Genomic DNA, 17,824 nt, shown 5'->3' on the forward strand with positions numbered 1-17,824 from the left:
CTTTCTTAGGTGTATCGGTGAAGTGTTGCGGTGAAGTCAAGAGATGCGGTGCGTCAAAAGCTCCTAAAGGAGCGTATCGGAGATGATGCGGGCGCCGTGCACCGGGCCGTGGACCGCCATCGCATCCAGGCCATGGTGGCGCAGGTCCTCGGCGAGCCCGGCCGCGGCGGCGGGGCTGTGCGAGAGAAAGGCGACGGTGGGTCCGGAGCCCGAGACGATTCCCGCGATCGCGCCGCATGCTTCGCCCCGCCCCAATGTGTCGCGCAGGCCCGGAGCCAGTTCGATCGAGGCGCGCTGGAGATCGTTGACCAGGACGCGGCTCAGGGCGTCGGCGTCGCCGCTGCGCAGGGCTGTGAGGACGCCGGGGTCGACGGCGACCGGCTCCTCCACCGTGACGCCCTCCGCCGAGCGCAGCCGGTCCAGGGTCCGGTAGACCTCCGGGGTGGACAGGCCGAAGTCGGCCGCGACCAGGACCCAGTCGGTCTGGGCCTTGACGAGGGCCGGTGAGAGGTCGTCGCCCAGTCCCAACCCGACGGCGGTGCCGCCCAGGAGCGAGAACGGGACGTCGGCGCCGAGTTCGGCGGCCAGATGGGCCAGCTCATCGCGGGACAGCCCGCTGTTCCACAACGCGTCGCAGGCCAGCAGCGTGGCCGCGGCGTCGGCGGACCCCCCGCCCATGCCGCCGGCCACGGGCACGCGTTTGGTGATCTCCAGATGGACCCCGGTGGCGTGCTCGGAGACATCGGCCATGATCGCTGCCGCCTTGTAAGCCAGGTTGCGGTGATCCAGCGGGATGTCCACGCCATCCAGGTCCAGGGTGCTGGCGTCGCTTATGCTGACGGTGATCCCGCCGGTATCGGTGCTGGTGGCGGCCACTTCCTCGTAGAGCGAAACGGCCAGGTAGACGCTGGCCACCGAGTGGTAGCCGTCCGGCCGCAGGGGTCCGACGTCCAGTGAGACATTGACCTTGCCTGGAGCCTTGACCCGGACAGTCCTCGCGGCAAAGCGCCCTCTCACTGCGTTCATGGCTCCACGCTATGGCATCCCGGCCCCGGCTCCAAGCACGGGACGGCTCCCCTGAGACTCACAAGCGACTCACAAAGGATTCACAAAGGACTCCAAAGGAACTCAGCGGGAACTCAGGACTCCGGCTGCGCGTGGGCTTCGGCGATCCTCGCGAACGCCACAATATCGATCACTTCACCGCGGGCGGAGGGGTCGACGCCGGCGGCCCGCAGGCAGCGTTCGGCCTCGGCGGCGCTGCCGGCCCAGCCGGCCAGTGCCGCCCGCAGCGTCTTCCGCCGTTGCGCGAAGGCGGCGTCGATCACGGCGAAGACCTGTTCCCTCGTGGCAGTCGTGACAGGGGGTTCGCGGCGCGTGAAAGCAACCAGCCCGGAATGGATCTTGGGGGCCGGCCAGAAGACGTTCATGCCGATCACGCCGGCCTTGCGCATGCTGCTGTACCAGGCGGCCTTGACCGAGGGTACGCCGTAAGTTTTGGAACCGGGCCCCGCCGCGAGGCGGTCGGCGACCTCGTCCTGGACCATGACGAGGCCGTGCTGCAGGCTCGGGAAGTGCTGCAGGAGGTGCAGGACCACGGGAACGGCCACGTTGTAGGGAAGATTCGCCACGAGCGCGGTCGGTTCCGCGGGCAGTTCCGTGACCCTCATGGCATCAGCCAGGACGAGGTGGAAATTTCCGACGGCGTTCGGCCGCCACTGGTTCACCGTGGCCGGCAGCCGCCCGGCCAGGACCGGATCGATTTCGACGGCGACCACGGTCCGGGCGGCGTCCAGCAGGCCCAGGGTCAGCGACCCGAGACCGGGCCCCACTTCGAGGACCGTCTCATCGGCCCGGATGTCCGCGGCGGCCACGATGCGCCGGATGGTGTTGCCGTCGATGACGAAGTTCTGGCCCAGGGTCTTCGTGGGCCGCACGCCGATTTCCTCAGCCAGCCGGCGGATATCGGAGGCGCCCATCAGCGGTGCGGGCGCCGCTGACGGCAGGCTTTCGGGGGCGGAGGGGCTCGGTTCAGTCACCTAGGTATCCTATCCCGGCGCCGGCACGCCACAGGCCGGGCCCGGAGGGATCCGGACCCGGCCTGTGCGTCTCACCGCGGCCGTGGTCAGCCGCCGCGGGAGCGGGCGGTCATCAGCCGGCAGTCACGAGCCGGCTGGGCGTGCTGGCAGGGAAGGCCAGCTGGGCGTCTTAGCTGGAGGCGGCCCAGCCGCAGCCCCAGGGGCCAAGGCCGCGCTGCGCGTAGACGCGGTTGGCAATGTCGATCTGCTGGGCCTTGGTGGCCGCAGCGGCGTTGGGGGCGTAGGCGCCGCCGCCGGCGCCGAGCCAGGTTCGGACGTCGAACTGCAGGCCGCCGTAGTAGCCGTTGCCTGTGTTGATGGACCAGTTGCCGCCGGACTCGCACTGCGCGATCTTGTCCCACATGCCCTGGTTCATCATCGCGGGCGCGCCGGCACCGGTGTTGGCTGCGGGCTGGGGCTTTTCCTTGGTGCCCACAGTGACCTTCTCGGTGACCGGCTGAGCACTCACGGTCTCGGAGACCAGGGTCCGGGCGGCTTCGCGGCCGTCTACGAGGACCAGCTTGAAGCTCTTGGTGGTGGTACCGGCGACGCCGGCCTGGGTGACGGTCTTCTCACCCTTGAACATGTCAGCGCTTTCGGTGGTGAGCGTTTCGAATGCGACAGGCTCGGTGGTGTTGGCCGTCTTGCTGACATCGACGCGGGAGACCTTGATGACCATGTCGTTGACCACCGGCGCGTTCCCGGGCTGGGAGACGCGGTCGCTGGCTCCGAGCGACAGCCCGGCGTCCTCGAGCACCTTGGCCACGGTGGCCTCCGTCGTGGTGGTCTTGGCCGCCTTGCCGTCCGCGACGATGCTCACGGTCTTCGGCGTCGAGATGGAAACGAAGGAACCGGAGACGGCCAGCTGGGCGTCCTTGGGCACAGACACCTGAGAGGCGCTGGCCACGCCGAGTTCGGTCACGAGCCCCTCGACGGTGGGCGATGTGGTGTTGATGGTCCGTTCGGCGCCGTCGAGGCTGACCTTAACGGCCTTGGCGAGGTTGACGTTGATGACTGATCCGTCCTGCACGTGGGAGTCCGCCGAAGGCGACACCCGGTCGGCTGGCTGCAGTTCAACCTTGGCACCCTTGACGACCTCTGCGACGGTTCCGCCGAAGGTCTGGACGGAGCTAACCTTGCCGTCCACGTTGAGTGTGATCGTCTTGTTGTTGCCGACGAAGGCCACGAGGCCCAGCACCAGTGCCACCAGCACTACGAGCTGTGAGCCAACTTTGACGAAGCTGATCTTGCCGTCCGATGTGAAGAACTTGACCACGATTGCCCGAATCTCTTGGACCTTCCGGGCACGGGGATAAATGCACGCGACCACCCCCCGTGAGCGCGCCAGGGGCGGCTCCGGACAGGGTCCGGAGCGTCACGGAAGATGCGTGCACTGCCTCACCCAAAACGAGAGCGCACATGTGGTTTGTTTGCCACGATGCACGCCCTGCTTCAGTGAAATTATCCGTAGGCCTTCCCCGACCCCGGCTAATAGTTGACCACTGTAACCGTAGCGTTATAAAGCAGCCAAGAATTTGTGCATACCGGGTATGCTTCGGCGGAGGCCGAAAGTGACCGTTTTAGGCCCAGGATCCGTATGCCCGCAGGGAATTTTCGGCGATCTGCGCGCACAGTCCGGAAAGCTCCGATCCAGTCACATCGGCCATCGCCCGAACCGTGTACGGAACCATGTAACTCGCATTCGGGCGCCCGCGGTGCGGGTGCGGCGTGAGGAACGGCGCGTCCGTCTCGACCAGGATCCGGGTCGGCTCCGCGATGGCCAGGGCGGCCCGCAGGTTGGACGCGTTTTTGAAGGTCACGGTCCCGGCAAAGGACATGTACCAGCCCTCCGCGTTGCACGTCCTGGCGAGCTCCTCGTCGCCGGAGAAACAATGGAACACCACACGCTCCGGCGCTCCTTCTTCGCGCAGCACCTGGACGACGTCGTCGTGGGCGTCGCGGTCGTGGATCTGCAGCGTCAGTCCGAGCCGTTTGGCGATGTCGATGTGGCGGCGGAACGAATAGCGCTGGTGGGCCAGGCCCTCCCCCTCGGTCCGGAAGAAGTCCAGCCCTGTCTCACCAATCGCCCGGACCCGCGGGTGGGCGGCCAGGGCCTCGATTTCGGCCAGTGCGCTGTCCAGTTCGCCGCGGCGGGCGTAGTCGGGGGCATCGTTGGGGTGGAGCGCGACTGCGCCCAGGAGCCGCGCATCGAGTTCGACGGCATTGACCGTGAACCGTGACGATTCGAGGTCGCACCCCACCTGCACCGCCCCCTGGACGCCCACGGCAGCCGCGGCGTCGAGGGCGTCCGTGATGCTCACGGACAGCTCCGCGTCGGGAAAGTCCAGATGGGTGTGGTTGTCCATGACCGGGACGGGCAGCGGTTCCGGTGCCGGCGGATAGCCGCTGCGTCCGGTGCCGTCATTTCCGGGCGACCGGAACGGGACGGGGGTGAGGGGATGGAGCATTCTTCCACCCTAACGGGCGCCCGGAATTACCCGGAACTCTCTGTCAGGCCCGGCAGTTGTGTTAGTAGTCTGTAAGTACTCTGTTATTTCACCGTAAGGAAACAGGCGAACCCCAATGCGGGGCCCGGCGGCCGTTGCCGGTCCGTTCCGGGACCCACCAGGGCTGAAAGGCTGCCGATGGATTACCACCGCACTTCCCTAGACGACGCTCTCCCCGAAGGACGGAGCTTCCCGGGCCGCCCCGCCGTGGATGCCGACGCCGTTGACGCAGCGCCAGCCGGACACCGCTCCTCCCCGCAGGTGCCGGCAGCCATGGATGCCGGCGACTTCCACTCCGCCAGCACCCGGATCCTCTCTGCCATCAATACGGTGATCGACGGCAAGGCCGAAGCGGCAAAGCTGGCGCTCACGGTGCTCCTGGCCCAGGGCCACCTGCTCCTGGAAGACGTCCCGGGGGTCGGCAAGACCCTGCTGGCCAAGACCCTGGCCCGCAGCATCGACTGTTCCGTCAGCCGTATCCAGTTCACCCCGGACCTGCTTCCGTCCGACGTCACGGGCGTATCCATCTACAACCAGGCGACCCGGTCCTTCGAATTCCGGCACGGCGCCGTGTTCGCGAACATCGTGATCGGGGACGAAATCAACCGCGCCTCCGCCAAAACCCAGTCCGCCCTGCTGGAGTGTATGGAGGAGCACCAGGTCACTGTGGACGGCACGTCCTACCGGCTGGATGAGCCATTCATGGTGGTGGCGACGCAGAACCCCATCGAGATGGAGGGCACCTACCCGCTTCCCGAAGCGCAGCGGGACCGTTTCATGGCCCGGATCTCGATGGGCTACCCGGACCGGGAGTCCGAGATGGAGATGCTGGAAACCCATCAGGCGTCCTCCCCGCTGGCCCGCGTGACGGCGGTGGTCACCGCCGCGGAAGTGGCCGCTATGATTGCCACCGTGCAGCAGGTCTACGTGTCCCGGCCCATCAAGGAGTACACGGTGGCCCTGGGACGGGCCACGCGTGAAAGCGGTCTGCTCCGGCTCGGCGCCAGCCCCCGCTCCATGCTGCAGCTCCTGCGCGCGGCAAAGGCCACGGCCGCACTCGATGGCCGGGACTTCGTCCTGCCGGACGACATCATCAGCGTCGCCGAGGCCGTGCTCGCCCACCGGATCATCCTCGACCGCAAGGCCGCCAGCACGGGCGAGACGCCGCAAAGCGTCATCCGTGCCATCATCGGCAAAATCCCTGTCACCCCGGAGGTGACGGCCGAAGCCACCGGCACCGGACGCCCCGGCCGGAACAAGGCCTCGGCCATGGCAGCCGCGCCGCCGCCCCAACAGCCGAATCCGCGCTAGGCAACGGTTCCGCCGTGGCGTGGAGGGATCGGTTCCCGGGACATATCTTCAGTACCCGCGGCTGGGGACTGCTCGGCGCGGGTGCGATCTTCCTGCTGGCCGCGCAGATCATGGGGCGCCGGGATTTGCTGGCCTTGGCCGTGCTGCTCCTGATCCTGCCGCTCCTGTCGCTGGCCGGAACCCGAGTGTTGAAGCCGAGGTTTCGCGTCTACCGCGAGTTCAGTCCGTCGCCGGTCGAGACGTCCGCGCGCGCCACGGTGCGTCTGGCCGTGGCACGGAGCGGGCCGGGAGCGGGCCACGCGATCATGGAGGAACACCTGCCGGCCCGGTTCGGCGAGTCCCCCGTCTTCCACTTCCCCGCCCGCACGGCGGCCGGGGGCACCAGCCGCTATGAATACCACCTTCGCTCGACCAAGCGGGGCCAGTTCCGGATCGGGCCCGTCACGGCAGAGTTCAGCGACCCCTTCGGCCTGTCCGTCCACCGCCACGCAATCGACGACGGCGACCTCCTCACCGTGACGCCCGCCGCGGTCGAGCTTCCCGCGACGGGGCTCGCCGGTGCCCGCGGACACGACGGCGTTACGGCCACCCGGGTCCGGGCCAATCCGAGCGATGACGACGTCATGACCCGCGAATACCGCCACGGGGATCCGATGCGCCGGGTGCATTGGGCCGCGACCGCCCGCCACGGGGCCCTCATGGTGCGGCAGGAGGAATCCGTCACGACCCCCGAGGCGACCATCATCCTGGACCAGCGCCTCTCGGCCTACCCGCACGGAGTATTGGGTCACGGCGGCTTTTCTGCGGCCGGCCGCTCCCACTCCGGGCACCCCGGAGGCGGGGACGGGTCCAGCCATGAGCTGCTGACCTGCGACGCCTTCGAATGGGCCGTCACAGCGGCAATGTCGATCGGCGCGCACCTCGCCGACCGCAACTACTCCCTGCGGTTCCTGGACAGCGCGGGCGCTCCCGCCTTCCGGCAGTCGCCGTCCGCTCCCGATCCCGAGGCCGAAGAGTACACGGGAGCATCCGGACTGCAGTCCATCGCGGAAAGCCTGGCCGCCATCCAACTCTCCGGCCCGCACCACACCCACCTGCACCGCAACCGCGCCCACGGCCCCCGCCCGCAACACGGCGGCATCCCCGGGCAGGAGGCAGCCCGCACCGGGGAACCCTCAGGGTCCGTGCCACAGGCCTTCGGTGACGCCCTGCTGGACAAGCTCTCCGCCCACCGGCTGCGGGGTCCGATCCTGGCCGTCCTGGGCAGCCTGACGCACGCCGAGGCCCGGGCGCTGTCCCCGGCGGCAGCGTTCGGCGCGAACGCCTTCGCGCTGCTGGTCACGGACCAGTCAGACGACTCCGGCGAAGTGTCCGGGGCACTGGAGGCACTGCGGCTGGGCGGATGGCGGGCCGTCGCGGTATCGGCCCGGACATCGTTGCCTGACGCATGGGCGGCCTTCGACCAGACGGACCCGGCCGTGGCCGGTGCCGCCGACGTCCGCCGCGGCGCGGGGGGCAGGCCATGACCCTCACACCGCAGCGCCGCAGCGGATCCGACGCCGGCCCCTCCGGCACAGAAGAACCGACGGTCCTGTCCCCCGGCACCGCATCCCGCAGGGCCGGACCCGGCGCCCAACCCTGGGTGATGGGGACCGCCGTCGCGGTGGCCGTCGCGGGTGCCGCCCTCGGCTTCAACGGCGTCCTGCGCGGGTGGGCCTGGTACTCCCCGGTGTTCACCACCGTCCTTGCCGTCGCCTTCAGCATGGCGACGCTGCGGTCACTGCGCGCGCGGACGTGGTTCGTGGCTGCCGGCGGCCTGGCGGCGCTCATCCTGGTGCTGACCTTCACCTTCTTCAGGCAGCACAGCATTGCCGGGTTCATCCCGTCGGCCCAGACCATGGACTACCTGGGAAGGTTCCTCCGCCGGGCCGGCGAAACCGTGCTCGCCGAGAGCACGCCGGTGGCTCCCAACGCCGGAATCGTCATGCTGATCTGCGCCGTGCTCGGGCTGCTGGTGATCCTCGTGGATGCCCTCGCGTTCCCGCTGGCGCTCCCGGCCACGAGCGGGCTCGGGATCCTGGCCATCCTCGTGGTGCCGGCCATGGTCAAGCCGCAGAGCGTGGGCGTGCTCGGGTTCCTCGGGGCCGCCGTCGGCTATCTGCTGATCCTGGGTTGCAGCCACTGGTTCACACCGGATGCCCGCACCGGCGCCGATACTGCCCGGGACCCCGGACAAATCCGGCGCGGCGCGGTCACGGCCGGCATTGCGCTGACCCTGACGTTGCTGCTGCAGCCGGTCATCCCGGGTTTCGACCAGGGCACGTTTCCACAGGGCTCGCGGCTGAACCCGTTCGGCAGCGCAACCGGCCTGAATCCGATGATCAGCCTCGGCAGCAGCCTGCGCAGCCCCTCGGGCGAGGGCCGGATCACCTTTGCCACGAACGCGCCGACGACGCCGTACCTGCGCTCGGTCACAGTGGATAACTTCGACGGCGACACCTGGGCACCGGATGACCGGGAGTCCACCCGCCAGCTGGGTACCGGCAGGCTTGACTCCGGGCTTGAGAGCGCCGCAACGGAGCTTCGCGTAGTCACCGCCGTCAACACCGGCCAGTTCACTAGTCCCTACCTCCCCGCACCCTACGCGCCGGAGTCGGTCAGCGGGCTCACAGGGCGCTGGAGCTGGGATCCGGCCACGCTCAGCATCAAGGGGGTCGACACAAACTCCCGCGACCAGCAGTACGTGGTCACCTCCGTCAGCCCGCAGCTCACCGCCGGGGTACTGGCAGAGGCCTCACAGCCGGCCGGCGGGATCCCCGAGCTGTTCCTCCGCCAGCCCTCGAACGTTCCGGAAATCGTCCGCACCACGGCCGATACCGTGACTGCCGGAGCCGCCACGCCGTATGCGCGCGCCATGGCCATCCAGACGTACCTGCGTTCACTCCAGTTCACGTATTCCCTGCAGTCCCCCGTGCAGGGCGGCTACGACGGCAACGGCCTGTCCGTACTGGCGGACTTCCTGACCCAGAAGAGCGGCTACTGCATTCATTTCGCCTCGGCCATGGCCGTGATGGCCAGGCTGGAGGGCATTCCCAGCAGAATCGCCGTGGGCTACGCCCCGGGCCGCTCCACCGGCGCCTCCGTGTCCGTCGCGGGCCAGGGCCCGCTGCCCGAGTACGAGGTCGATTCCCGGGACGCCCATGCGTGGCCGGAGCTCTTCTTCCAGGGCATCGGCTGGGTCCCGTTTGAGCCGACGCCCTCCCGCGGCGTGGTTCCGGCGTACGCCACGGCGGCCGCCACGCCCAGCGGCGCCAGCACCAATGAACGCAACGATGCCCTGACCCCCGGGGACCGTTCCACGCCGGCGCCGCTCCCCACCCTGGCCCCTGTTCCCCTTCCGGCGGCCGGGGCGCGGACCCCTGCGGACGCCCACCCGGCACAGGCGCTCTACGGCCTGGGAGCGGTGCTGCTGCTCGCACTGCTGGCGGCCTGCCCGCGGCTGGTGCGCAGCGGGGTGCGGCGCCGCAGGCTGACGACGGCGGCCCGCGGCAGGGGCGGCGCGCCGGCAGGAACGGCCGTTCCGGCCTGGGCCGAACTGAGGGACCTGGCCACGGACTACGGCGTGGCGCCGGGAGCCAGCGAGACGCCGCGGCATTTCTCCGAGCGGCTGCGCGCCTCGGCGGCATTGGGACAGCCCGGCGGAGCGGAGACGCCCGGCCAGCGGGCAGCGGCCGCCCTGACGGAGGACTTTGAACGGGAGCGGTACGGCCGCCCGGCCGGAGCCGCCGGACCTGCGGACGCCGCCGCATCCGCGGGCAACGCCGGACCCGCGGGCGCCGCGGGCGCCGCGGCCAGGATTGCACTGGTGCAGGCCGCGCTGCGGGCCAACGCGAAGCTCCTGGTGCGGCTGCGTGCGGACTGGCTGCCGCCGTCGGTCCTGTCCGGGTGGCGGCGGGCCCTCCCGCTGCCCCGCCGGGTCCTGTCCCGGACAGCAGAAAGCACCCGGCGGGGCATCGCGGGATCCTGGGGGAAGATCCGCAATACCGTCCGCCGGGTGCGTCGCGGCTAGCCTGCCGCCGTCATCGGGCCCGCGTCATCGGGCCCGCGTCATCGGGCCCGCGTCCGCGGATCCGGCCCGGCTGTTCCCTGTGCCTAGCCGGCGTAGGGGTCGGCGATGCCGATGTACTGGGTGTAGAGGTATTCCTCGATGCCCTCGAGGCCGCCTTCGCGGCCCAGGCCGGACTGCTTGACGCCGCCGAACGGGGCTGCGGCGTTGGAGACGACGCCGGCGTTCAGGCCGAGCATGCCGGTTTCGAGGCGTTCGCCCATCCGAATGCCCCGGTTCAGGTCCCGGGTGAAAACGTAGGCCACGAGGCCGTATTCGGTGTTGTTCGCGAGCCGGACGGCCTCGTCCTCGGTGTCAAAGGTGATGATCGGGGCGACGGGGCCGAAGATTTCCTCGGACAGGATCCGGGTGCCCTCGGTGACGCCCTTGAGGATGGTCGGCTGGTAGAAGTAGCCCGGGCCCTCGACGGCGGAGCCGCCGGTCACCGCGACCGCACCGGAGTTCACGGCGTCGGTCACGAGTTCGTGGACCTTGTCCCGGCTCTTGGCATCGATCAGCGGGCCGACCTTGGACTCGGCCTCGGTGCCGCGGGCCGTGGTCATGTCCGCCATCTTCGCGGCGAACTTCTCCGCGAACTCGTCCGCGACGGACTCGTGCACGATGAACCGGTTGGCCGCGGTGCAGGCCTCGCCCATGTTCCGCAGCTTCGCCAGCATGGCACCGGCGACGGCGGCATCGATGTCGGCGTCCTCGAACACAACGAACGGGGCGTTCCCGCCCAGCTCCATCGAGGTCCGCAGGACCGTCTCGGAGGCGTCCGCGAGCAGCCGGCGGCCGACCTCCGTGGAGCCGGTGAAGGACAGCTTCCGGAGCCGGGAATCCTTGATCAGCGGACCCGTGGTGGCGCCGGCCGTGGAGGTCGGGATGACGTTCAGGACACCGGCGGGCAGGCCGGCCTCCTGCATCACGGCAGCGAACAGCTGGGAAGTCAGCGGGGTCAGATTTGCGGACTTGAGTACCATGGTGCAGCCGGCGGCGACGGCCGGGGCGATCTTGCGGGTGGCCATGGCCAGCGGGAAGTTCCACGGCGTGATCAGCAGGCACGGGCCCACCGGCTTCTTGGTCACCAGCAGCCGGGACTTGCCGTCCGGAGAGACCGAGTAGCGGCCGAACGCGCGGACGGCTTCCTCGGAGAACCAGCGCAGGAATTCCGCGCCGTAGGTGACCTCGCCGCGGGCCTCGGCCAGCGGCTTGCCCATCTCCAGGGTCATCAGCAGCGCGAAGTCCTCGGCCCGCTCGGTGACCATCTCGAAGGCGCGGCGCAGGATCTCCCCGCGCTCCCGGGACGGGACCTTGGCCCAGGACTCCTGCGCGGCGGCGGCGGCGTCCAGGGCCGCCTTGCCGTCCTCGGGGCCGGCGTCGGCGATGCTCAGCAGCACCTGGCCGGTGGCCGGGTCCTCGACCTGGAAGGTCTTCCCGGACGCGGCCGGACGCCATTCGCCGTTGATCAGCAGGCCCGTCGGGACCGAGGCCAGCAGGGCCTTCTCCCGCTCCGCGGAAACAATAGGCTGGGCAGTTACAGTCACAACGACTCCCTCGTCAGCAATTCGGTTGGCACTAGTTTGTTGGCACTAGCTTTTTGGCTCTAGTTTGTTGGCACTGATTTATTGGCACTGCGTGCCGGTTGAGGCGCTCGTTCCCGTAGGGCCGGCCGCCTGGATTACTGCCACGGTACTGCCGCGCTCACGGGCAAGTCTATGCATGCGCGCACTACGCGATCCGGATAATGCTGTGCAGCTGCACAACCCGTGACGAACCGTGCCCGCTGCGGCTGGCGAGGCCCCGGGTCGCCCCGGAACCCGCCCACGCGATCACCGCGCGGCGAGCACCGCGGAGTAGAGTTCGCGCTTGCTGACTTTCGCGTCCTCGGCCACCGCGGCGACGGCTTCCTTGAGCCGGATGCCCTGGGCGATGAGGCCGTTGACGGCGGCCACGTGGTCCTCGGGGCGGCCCGGTTCGCGTTCAGGAGCACCGCCCACCACCACGGCGATTTCGCCGCGCACCTCGTTGGTCTCCGCCCATTCGAGCAGTTCGCGCAGGGTGCCGCGGATGACTTCTTCATACGTTTTCGTGAGTTCACGGCAGACGGCGGCCCGGCGGTCGGCGCCGAAGCGTTCCCGCAGCGCCCTCAGCATCGGCTCCAGCCGGTGCGGCGCCTCGAAAAACACCATGGTGCGCCGCTCCGCGTCGAGGTCCGCCAGCCGCGAGGAGCGTTCGCCTGCCTTGCGGGGCAGGAATCCTTCGAAGCAGAAGCGGTCGGTCGGCAGGCCGGACAGGGCCAAGGCGGTCAGCACGGCGGAGGGCCCGGGGGCAGCGGTGACGGTGAGCCCGGCCGCCACAGCGCCTTCAACCAGCCGGAACCCCGGGTCCGAGACGGACGGCATGCCGGCGTCGGTCACCATGACCAGGGTCTTGCCGGACCGGACCTGGTCCAGCAGGTCAGCCGTCTTGGCGGCCTCATTGTGCTCGTGATAGCTGATGATCCGGCCGCCCACCGTGATGCCCAGGGTCTGCACGAGCCGGTGCAGCCGCCGCGTATCCTCGGCGGCGACGATGTCCGCCGTCGTGAGCAGCTCCACGAGCCGCGCCGAGGCATCGCCGGTGTTTCCGATCGGCGTCGCCGCGAGGACGATGCGGCCGGGTCCGCCAGCGGCCGGAACACTGCCGGGCGCGGCTTCGTCAACGGAAAGGGCGCCGTCGGTGCTGTCTTCGGAGCGAAGATCAAGATGGGGGGAAGTACTCGGTTCGTGGTCCACATGACCAGCCTACTGCCGCCGCGGCACGGCCCGACGAGCACAGCCGCGAAAGGTAGCATGGGCAACGTGACCCAGACCCCCACGCTCCCGCCCGAGGCCGGCGCCGCCGCATCGCCGTCAACAGGGCCGAACAGCGGCAGCGCCGGCAGCCAGGCCCGCGGCCGCGTCCGCACCGGCCGCAATCTTGAGGGGCACCGCTGGATCAGCCGCCCCGCCGAGGCTTTCACCACGGAGGCCCTCAAGGAGCGCCTGATCGGCAGCATCCAAAGCTGGCGGGACTACCCGGCGTCGCTGCGGCTCTGGTACTGGCTCATTCCCGCCCTCACGGCGGCGCTGGGCGGCATCCTGCGGTTCGTCCGGCTGGACACACCCCGCAACCTGGTCTTTGACGAAACCTACTACGTCAAAGACGCGTATTCGTTGCTGGTCAGCGGCTACGAGCGCAGCTGGCCCGACCGGGCGAACGACTCCTTCATTGCAGGCAACCCCGGCGTGCTCCTGAACTCCCCGGAGTATGTGGTGCACCCGCCGGTCGGCAAGTGGATGATTGCCGCGGGCATGTGGCTGTTCGGTGCGGACAACCCCTTCGGCTGGCGGTTCGGTGCGGCCCTGACGGGGACCCTCTCCATCTTCCTGCTGGCTTTGATCGCGCAGAAACTCTTCCGCTCCCTGACGCTGGGCGCGGTTGCCGGCGTCCTGCTGGCCGTGGACGGCCACCACCTCGTGATGTCCCGGACCTCGCTGCTGGACATCTTCCTCATGTTCTGGCTCCTTGCCGCGTTCGGTGCCCTGCTGATGGACCGCGACGACGGCCGGCGGCGTCTGGCGGCCCGGCTCGGCCGGCAGGCCGCAGCCTCTCCCACGGGACGCCCCTTGGCGCTGCAGCTCACGTCCGGGCCCTGGCTCGGCATCCGCTGGTGGCGCGTCGCGGCCGGCGTCTGCCTGGGCCTGGCCGTGGGGACGAAATGGTCCGGGCTGTTCTTCCTTGCCGGTTTCGGCCTGCTTACCGTGTTCTGGGACCTCAGCGCGCGGCGCATCGCCGGCGTGCATGCCTGGATCAGCGGCGGCATCCTCAAAGACGGCGTCCCGGCCTTCCTGACCATCGTTCCGGTGGCTGCGGTGGTCTATGGCTTCACATGGACGGGCTGGTTCCTGTCCAAGGACGCGTACTTCCGGCACTGGGCCGAGGCCAACCCCTCGGCCGAGTGGGGCTGGCTGCCGAACGCCGTACGGTCCCTGGCGCACTACCACCTGGAGGCGTACAAGTTCCATCAGGGCCTGAGCTCCGACCACCCCTACGAGGCCAGTGCCTGGACCTGGCTGGTCATGGGCCGGCCGACGTCCTTCTTCTACGAATCCCCCGCCAAGGGCACCCCCGGCTGCGACCTCAGCAACTGCACCTCCGCCATCCTCTCGGTAGGCAACCCGCTGATCTGGTGGGGCGCGGCCGTCTCTCTGGTCATCCTGCTGTTCTGGTGGGCGGGGCGCCGCGACTGGCGCGCCGGCGCGGTCCTGGCCGGGGTGGCGGCCGGCTACCTCCCCTGGTTCATGTACCCGGAGCGCACCACCTTCTTCTTCTACGCCGTGTCCTTCGAACCGTTCCTGGTGCTGGCGCTGGTCTATTGCCTGGGCCTGGTCCTTGGCCAGCGCAGCGACCCCCTCTGGCGGCGGCGATCCGGGTTCTGCCTGGTTGCGCTGTTTGTGGTGGCCGCCGTGCTGGTGTCCGCGTTCTTCTACCCGGTCTGGACCGGCGAGGTGATCCCGTACCAGGAATGGCGCCTGCGGATGTGGATGCCTTCCTGGATCTAAGGCAGGATTGCAGGGGAAAGTCCGCCGAACTCCGGGCGGACCAGGAATGGAGACTCGGCTGTGAGAGAAGCAAGCACCGGACTGCTCGTGGAGCTGGACCCGGAGAGCAACGTGACCGACCTGCTCCTGGAGCAGCACGCGAACGACCCCGTGCACGCCCTCTACTCCCGCAAGGGTCCCGGCGGCTGGACCGACGTACCGGTCCAGCACTTCCTCGACCAGGTCACCGCCCTGGCCAAGGGCCTGATTGCCGGCGGACTCACCCCGGGCGACACTGTGGCGGTCATGTCAGCGACCCGGTATGAGTGGACAGTGGTGGATTTTGCCATCTGGTTTGCCGGCGGCGTCACGGTTCCGGTCTACGAGACCTCCTCCGCCAGCCAGGTCGAGTGGATCCTCCACGACTCGGGGGCACGGCGCGTGTTCGTTGAAGACCAGGCCAAGGCGGCCCTGGTCCAGGGCGTTCTGGACGCGTCCACAGTCCTCGGCGACCGGCTTGTCGCCGTCGTCCGGATGGAGAACGACGGCGCCGCACCGAACCTGGCGAGTCTCGCCGCAGCCGGCACCGGGGTGACCGACGCCGAACTCGAGCGACACCGGAGCGCCGCGTCCCTCGCCGACGTTGCGTCGCTGGTCTACACCTCGGGCACCACGGGCAGGCCCAAGGGCTGCGAGATCACGCATGCCAACTTCGCCCTCGTCGCCAAGAACATCGTCCTCTTCCTTCCCGAGATCCTCATGCAACCGCGTTCCCGGACCTTGATGTTCCTACCCCTCGCGCACGTCCTGGCCCGTGCGGTCCAGGTGATCTGCCTGAGCGCCGGCGCCACCGTCGGCCACACCGCAAGCGCCAAGGAACTCCTGGAGGACCTGGCCAGTTTCAAACCCACGTTCCTGCTGGTGGTCCCCCGGATCTTCGAAAAGGTCTATGCCGGCGCCGCGCAAAAGGCCGCCGCGGCCGGCAAGGGACGCGTGTTCACGGCCGCGGCGGCGGCCGCGGTCGACTACTCCAGGGCGCTGGACGCCGCCTCCCGGGGCGACGGGAAGGGCCCCGGACGGATCCTGAGGATCCGGCACGGACTCTTTGAGCGGCTGTTCTACCCCAGGCTCCGGGAGGCCTTCGGCGGCCAGCTGCGGTACACGGTCTCCGGGGCCAGTCCGCTGAGCTCCAGTGACGCCCATTTCTTCCGCGGCGCCGGCATCCCCGTCCTGGAAGGCTACGGCCTGACCGAAACCACGGCGCCGTGCACGGCCAACACGCCGGCACGGACCAAGGTGGGAACGGTCGGTATCCCGGTGCCGGGAACCACCATCCGGGTGGCCGACGACGGCGAGATCCTGGTCAAGGGCATCGGGGTCTTCAAGGGCTACCACGCCAACGCGGCCGCCAACGCGGAAGCCTTCGTGGACGGCTTTTTCCGCACCGGGGACCTCGGCTCCCTCGATGAGGACGGCTTCCTGACCATCACCGGGCGCAAGAAGGACCTGCTGGTGACGGCCGGCGGCAAGAACGTGGCCCCCGGCCCGCTCGAGGAGAAGATCCGCGAGCACCAGCTGGTAGGCCAGGCCGTCGTGATCGGTGACGGCAGGCCGTTCGTGTCGGCCCTGATCAACCTGGACCCGGAAGGGCTCCACAACTGGTGCACCGCCCGGAAGGTGCCCGTCATGACTCCGGCCGAGGCCGCTGCGGACGGGATGGTGCGGGCCTCGATCCAGGGCGCCATCGATGAGGCGAACCTGCTGGTCTCCAAGGCTGAATCCATCCGCAGCTTCGTCATCCTGGACGCCGACTTCACGGTCGAATCAGGGCACCTGACACCCTCGCTCAAACTCAAGCGGGCCGCCGTCGTGCGGGACTACGAGGAGCACATCAACCGCATCTACGGCTGAGCCCACACACGCGCGCCGCCCCTAACCAGCCGGGACAGCGAAACGGCCGGCACAAAGGTGCCGGCCGTTTCTGCTGCTCAGACGGTGTGGCGGGTGCGCTCCGTCTCCGATGCCCCGTCGCCCGAACTGTCGCCGTCGCTGCCGGCCGGTGCGTCCGCCGGGCTGCCTGCGGGGCTGTCTGCCGTGCTGCCTGAGGCCCCGACGCCGGTGTCTTTGGACCCGGCGGCTGCTTTCCGGCCAAGGCCGCGGCGCCGGCGTGTGGGCCAGGTCAGGATCAGGGTCACCAGGGAAGCGAGCAGGACCAGGCCGCCGATGACCATCCCGGCGTCCATCCAGAACTGACCCGGGAACAACCGGATCAGGGTGTCCTGGAGCGTAAAGGTCCACGTCCCGTTGGCGAAGAAAATACGGTGAAAGTCGGTGAAGAACTGCTCCCAGCCGAGCACGGCGAGGGTTCCGAGGCCGATGATGATCGCGAGCGAAATGATCGAGCCGGCGAACAGGCCGCGGCGGACTCCCCCGTTGTGGCGCCGCTTCAGGTAAATCACGGCGACCAGGCTCAGCAGGATCAACAGGGTGCCTGCACTGAACGTCGACAGGATGACGGTCTTGACGTCGGCCATGTGGCTGACTTCGCCGTCCTTGAACAGACGGTCCCCGCTTTGGCCCACCAGATCGCCGAGATAGCGCGGGCCCGACCAGTTGCTGAGGTAGTCCACGGCGTAGGAGCCGTAGGTCATGCGGTCATCGGTGCTGAAGCCGTAGCCGTCCCCGGGGAAGCCCGGGCGGTTGTATTCCACCCAGAGGAACAAGGGGCTGGTGACGGCGCGGACGGCCAGCACCAGCAGGATGACCGGGTAGAACACGGCGAGCATCACCTGCATCACCCGCGGGAGGACAGGCTTGGCCTTGGCCGCCTGTTCGCGTTCGGCATTGCGGCGCTCAACCTCCTCCTGCGGAGGACGGATCTGCAGGGCCGAGGTCTGCAGCAGCTCATCGGACGCGGTGCCCGGGCGGACGACGGCGGCCTCGGCCGCCTTGCGGTCGGCGCGGCTCTCCGGCTGGCTTGTTGTGGACGGCGCTGCCGCCCCGGCGGCCGCTCCCCCGCCGACGTCGTCCTTCTTCGCGGCGGACGTGCCCGCAGCCGCAGCCGTGGTGGCGGGCGTGGTTGCGGAGCCTCCGGCGGGCTTGGTTGCAGCGGCCGGTTTCATCCAGTCAAAAGCCGGCTCGTCGGTGTCATCCGTCGGATCCAGGTTCGGATCCGGCCGGTCGGGAGGGGTAGGACTTGTGTCAGTCACGTGGAGCTTCGCTTCCGTAGGCTTCCGCGCCGCCCGGCCTGCGCCCGGC

The 17,824-nt window shown here is 69.2% G+C and carries 12 protein-coding genes; 5 read left to right on the forward strand and 7 right to left on the reverse strand.

Annotated elements, in window-relative coordinates:
• Window positions 1-63: 63 nt before the first annotated feature.
• The 4 genes from ACVWZ7_RS05430 to ACVWZ7_RS05445 all read right to left on the reverse strand — a co-directional run bounded on the left by ACVWZ7_RS05430 (window position 64) and on the right by ACVWZ7_RS05445 (window position 4,546).
• A complete protein-coding gene (locus ACVWZ7_RS05430; RefSeq protein WP_456507210.1) occupies window positions 64-1,026 on the reverse strand; it encodes a 4-(cytidine 5'-diphospho)-2-C-methyl-D-erythritol kinase in 963 nt (320 codons plus the stop codon).
• Between the two features lie 113 nt (window positions 1,027-1,139).
• Complete coding sequence (rsmA, locus tag ACVWZ7_RS05435) at window positions 1,140-2,039, reverse strand: 16S rRNA (adenine(1518)-N(6)/adenine(1519)-N(6))-dimethyltransferase RsmA (RefSeq protein ID WP_456507211.1); 900 nt, start codon at window positions 2,037-2,039, stop codon at window positions 1,140-1,142.
• Between the two features lie 169 nt (window positions 2,040-2,208).
• Window positions 2,209-3,354 (reverse strand): transglycosylase family protein, encoded by a 1,146-nt coding sequence (locus tag ACVWZ7_RS05440; RefSeq protein WP_116766036.1) that lies wholly within the window; start codon window positions 3,352-3,354, stop codon window positions 2,209-2,211.
• 304 nt (window positions 3,355-3,658) lie between these two features.
• Window positions 3,659-4,546 (reverse strand): TatD family hydrolase, encoded by an 888-nt coding sequence (locus ACVWZ7_RS05445; RefSeq protein ID WP_456507212.1) that lies wholly within the window; start codon window positions 4,544-4,546, stop codon window positions 3,659-3,661.
• 177 nt (window positions 4,547-4,723) lie between these two features.
• Between ACVWZ7_RS05445 and ACVWZ7_RS05450 the strand changes: the two genes are divergently transcribed.
• The 3 genes from ACVWZ7_RS05450 to ACVWZ7_RS05460 are packed head-to-tail and all read left to right on the forward strand — an operon-like array spanning window position 4,724 to window position 9,965.
• Window positions 4,724-5,896: an AAA family ATPase gene (locus ACVWZ7_RS05450; RefSeq protein ID WP_456507213.1), complete on the forward strand. Its 1,173-nt coding sequence runs from the start codon at window positions 4,724-4,726 to the stop codon at window positions 5,894-5,896.
• 14 nt (window positions 5,897-5,910) lie between these two features.
• Window positions 5,911-7,422, forward strand: a complete 1,512-nt coding sequence (locus ACVWZ7_RS05455; RefSeq protein ID WP_456507214.1) for a DUF58 domain-containing protein — start codon at window positions 5,911-5,913, stop codon at window positions 7,420-7,422.
• On the forward strand, window positions 7,419-9,965 hold the full coding sequence (locus tag ACVWZ7_RS05460) for a DUF3488 and transglutaminase-like domain-containing protein (RefSeq protein WP_456507215.1): 2,547 nt from the start codon (window positions 7,419-7,421) through the stop codon (window positions 9,963-9,965). The genes ACVWZ7_RS05455 and ACVWZ7_RS05460 overlap by 4 nt, the downstream gene beginning before the upstream one ends.
• Before the next feature lie 83 nt (window positions 9,966-10,048).
• Here ACVWZ7_RS05460 and ACVWZ7_RS05465 read toward each other — a convergent pair whose 3' ends face one another.
• Together ACVWZ7_RS05465 and rsmI are read right to left on the reverse strand one after the other, a co-directional pair.
• Window positions 10,049-11,548: an NAD-dependent succinate-semialdehyde dehydrogenase gene (locus ACVWZ7_RS05465; protein ID WP_456507216.1), complete on the reverse strand. Its 1,500-nt coding sequence runs from the start codon at window positions 11,546-11,548 to the stop codon at window positions 10,049-10,051.
• A 285-nt stretch (window positions 11,549-11,833) separates the two neighbouring features.
• Window positions 11,834-12,655, reverse strand: coding sequence for a 16S rRNA (cytidine(1402)-2'-O)-methyltransferase (gene rsmI / locus ACVWZ7_RS05470; protein ID WP_116766124.1), 822 nt, complete (start codon window positions 12,653-12,655; stop codon window positions 11,834-11,836).
• Between the two features lie 180 nt (window positions 12,656-12,835).
• Between rsmI and ACVWZ7_RS05475 the strand changes: the two genes are divergently transcribed.
• Together ACVWZ7_RS05475 and ACVWZ7_RS05480 are read left to right on the forward strand one after the other, a co-directional pair.
• Window positions 12,836-14,587 (forward strand): dolichyl-phosphate-mannose--protein mannosyltransferase, encoded by a 1,752-nt coding sequence (locus ACVWZ7_RS05475; RefSeq protein WP_456507217.1) that lies wholly within the window; start codon window positions 12,836-12,838, stop codon window positions 14,585-14,587.
• A 60-nt stretch (window positions 14,588-14,647) separates the two neighbouring features.
• Window positions 14,648-16,477 (forward strand): AMP-dependent synthetase/ligase, encoded by a 1,830-nt coding sequence (locus ACVWZ7_RS05480; RefSeq protein ID WP_456507218.1) that lies wholly within the window; start codon window positions 14,648-14,650, stop codon window positions 16,475-16,477.
• 77 nt (window positions 16,478-16,554) lie between these two features.
• On the opposite strand, the gene ACVWZ7_RS05485 is transcribed toward ACVWZ7_RS05480, so the two are convergent.
• Window positions 16,555-17,775, reverse strand: coding sequence for a TIGR01906 family membrane protein (locus ACVWZ7_RS05485; protein ID WP_456507219.1), 1,221 nt, complete (start codon window positions 17,773-17,775; stop codon window positions 16,555-16,557).
• Window positions 17,776-17,824: the final 49 nt, after the last annotated feature.

Source organism: Arthrobacter sp. TE12232 (assembly GCF_054062615.1).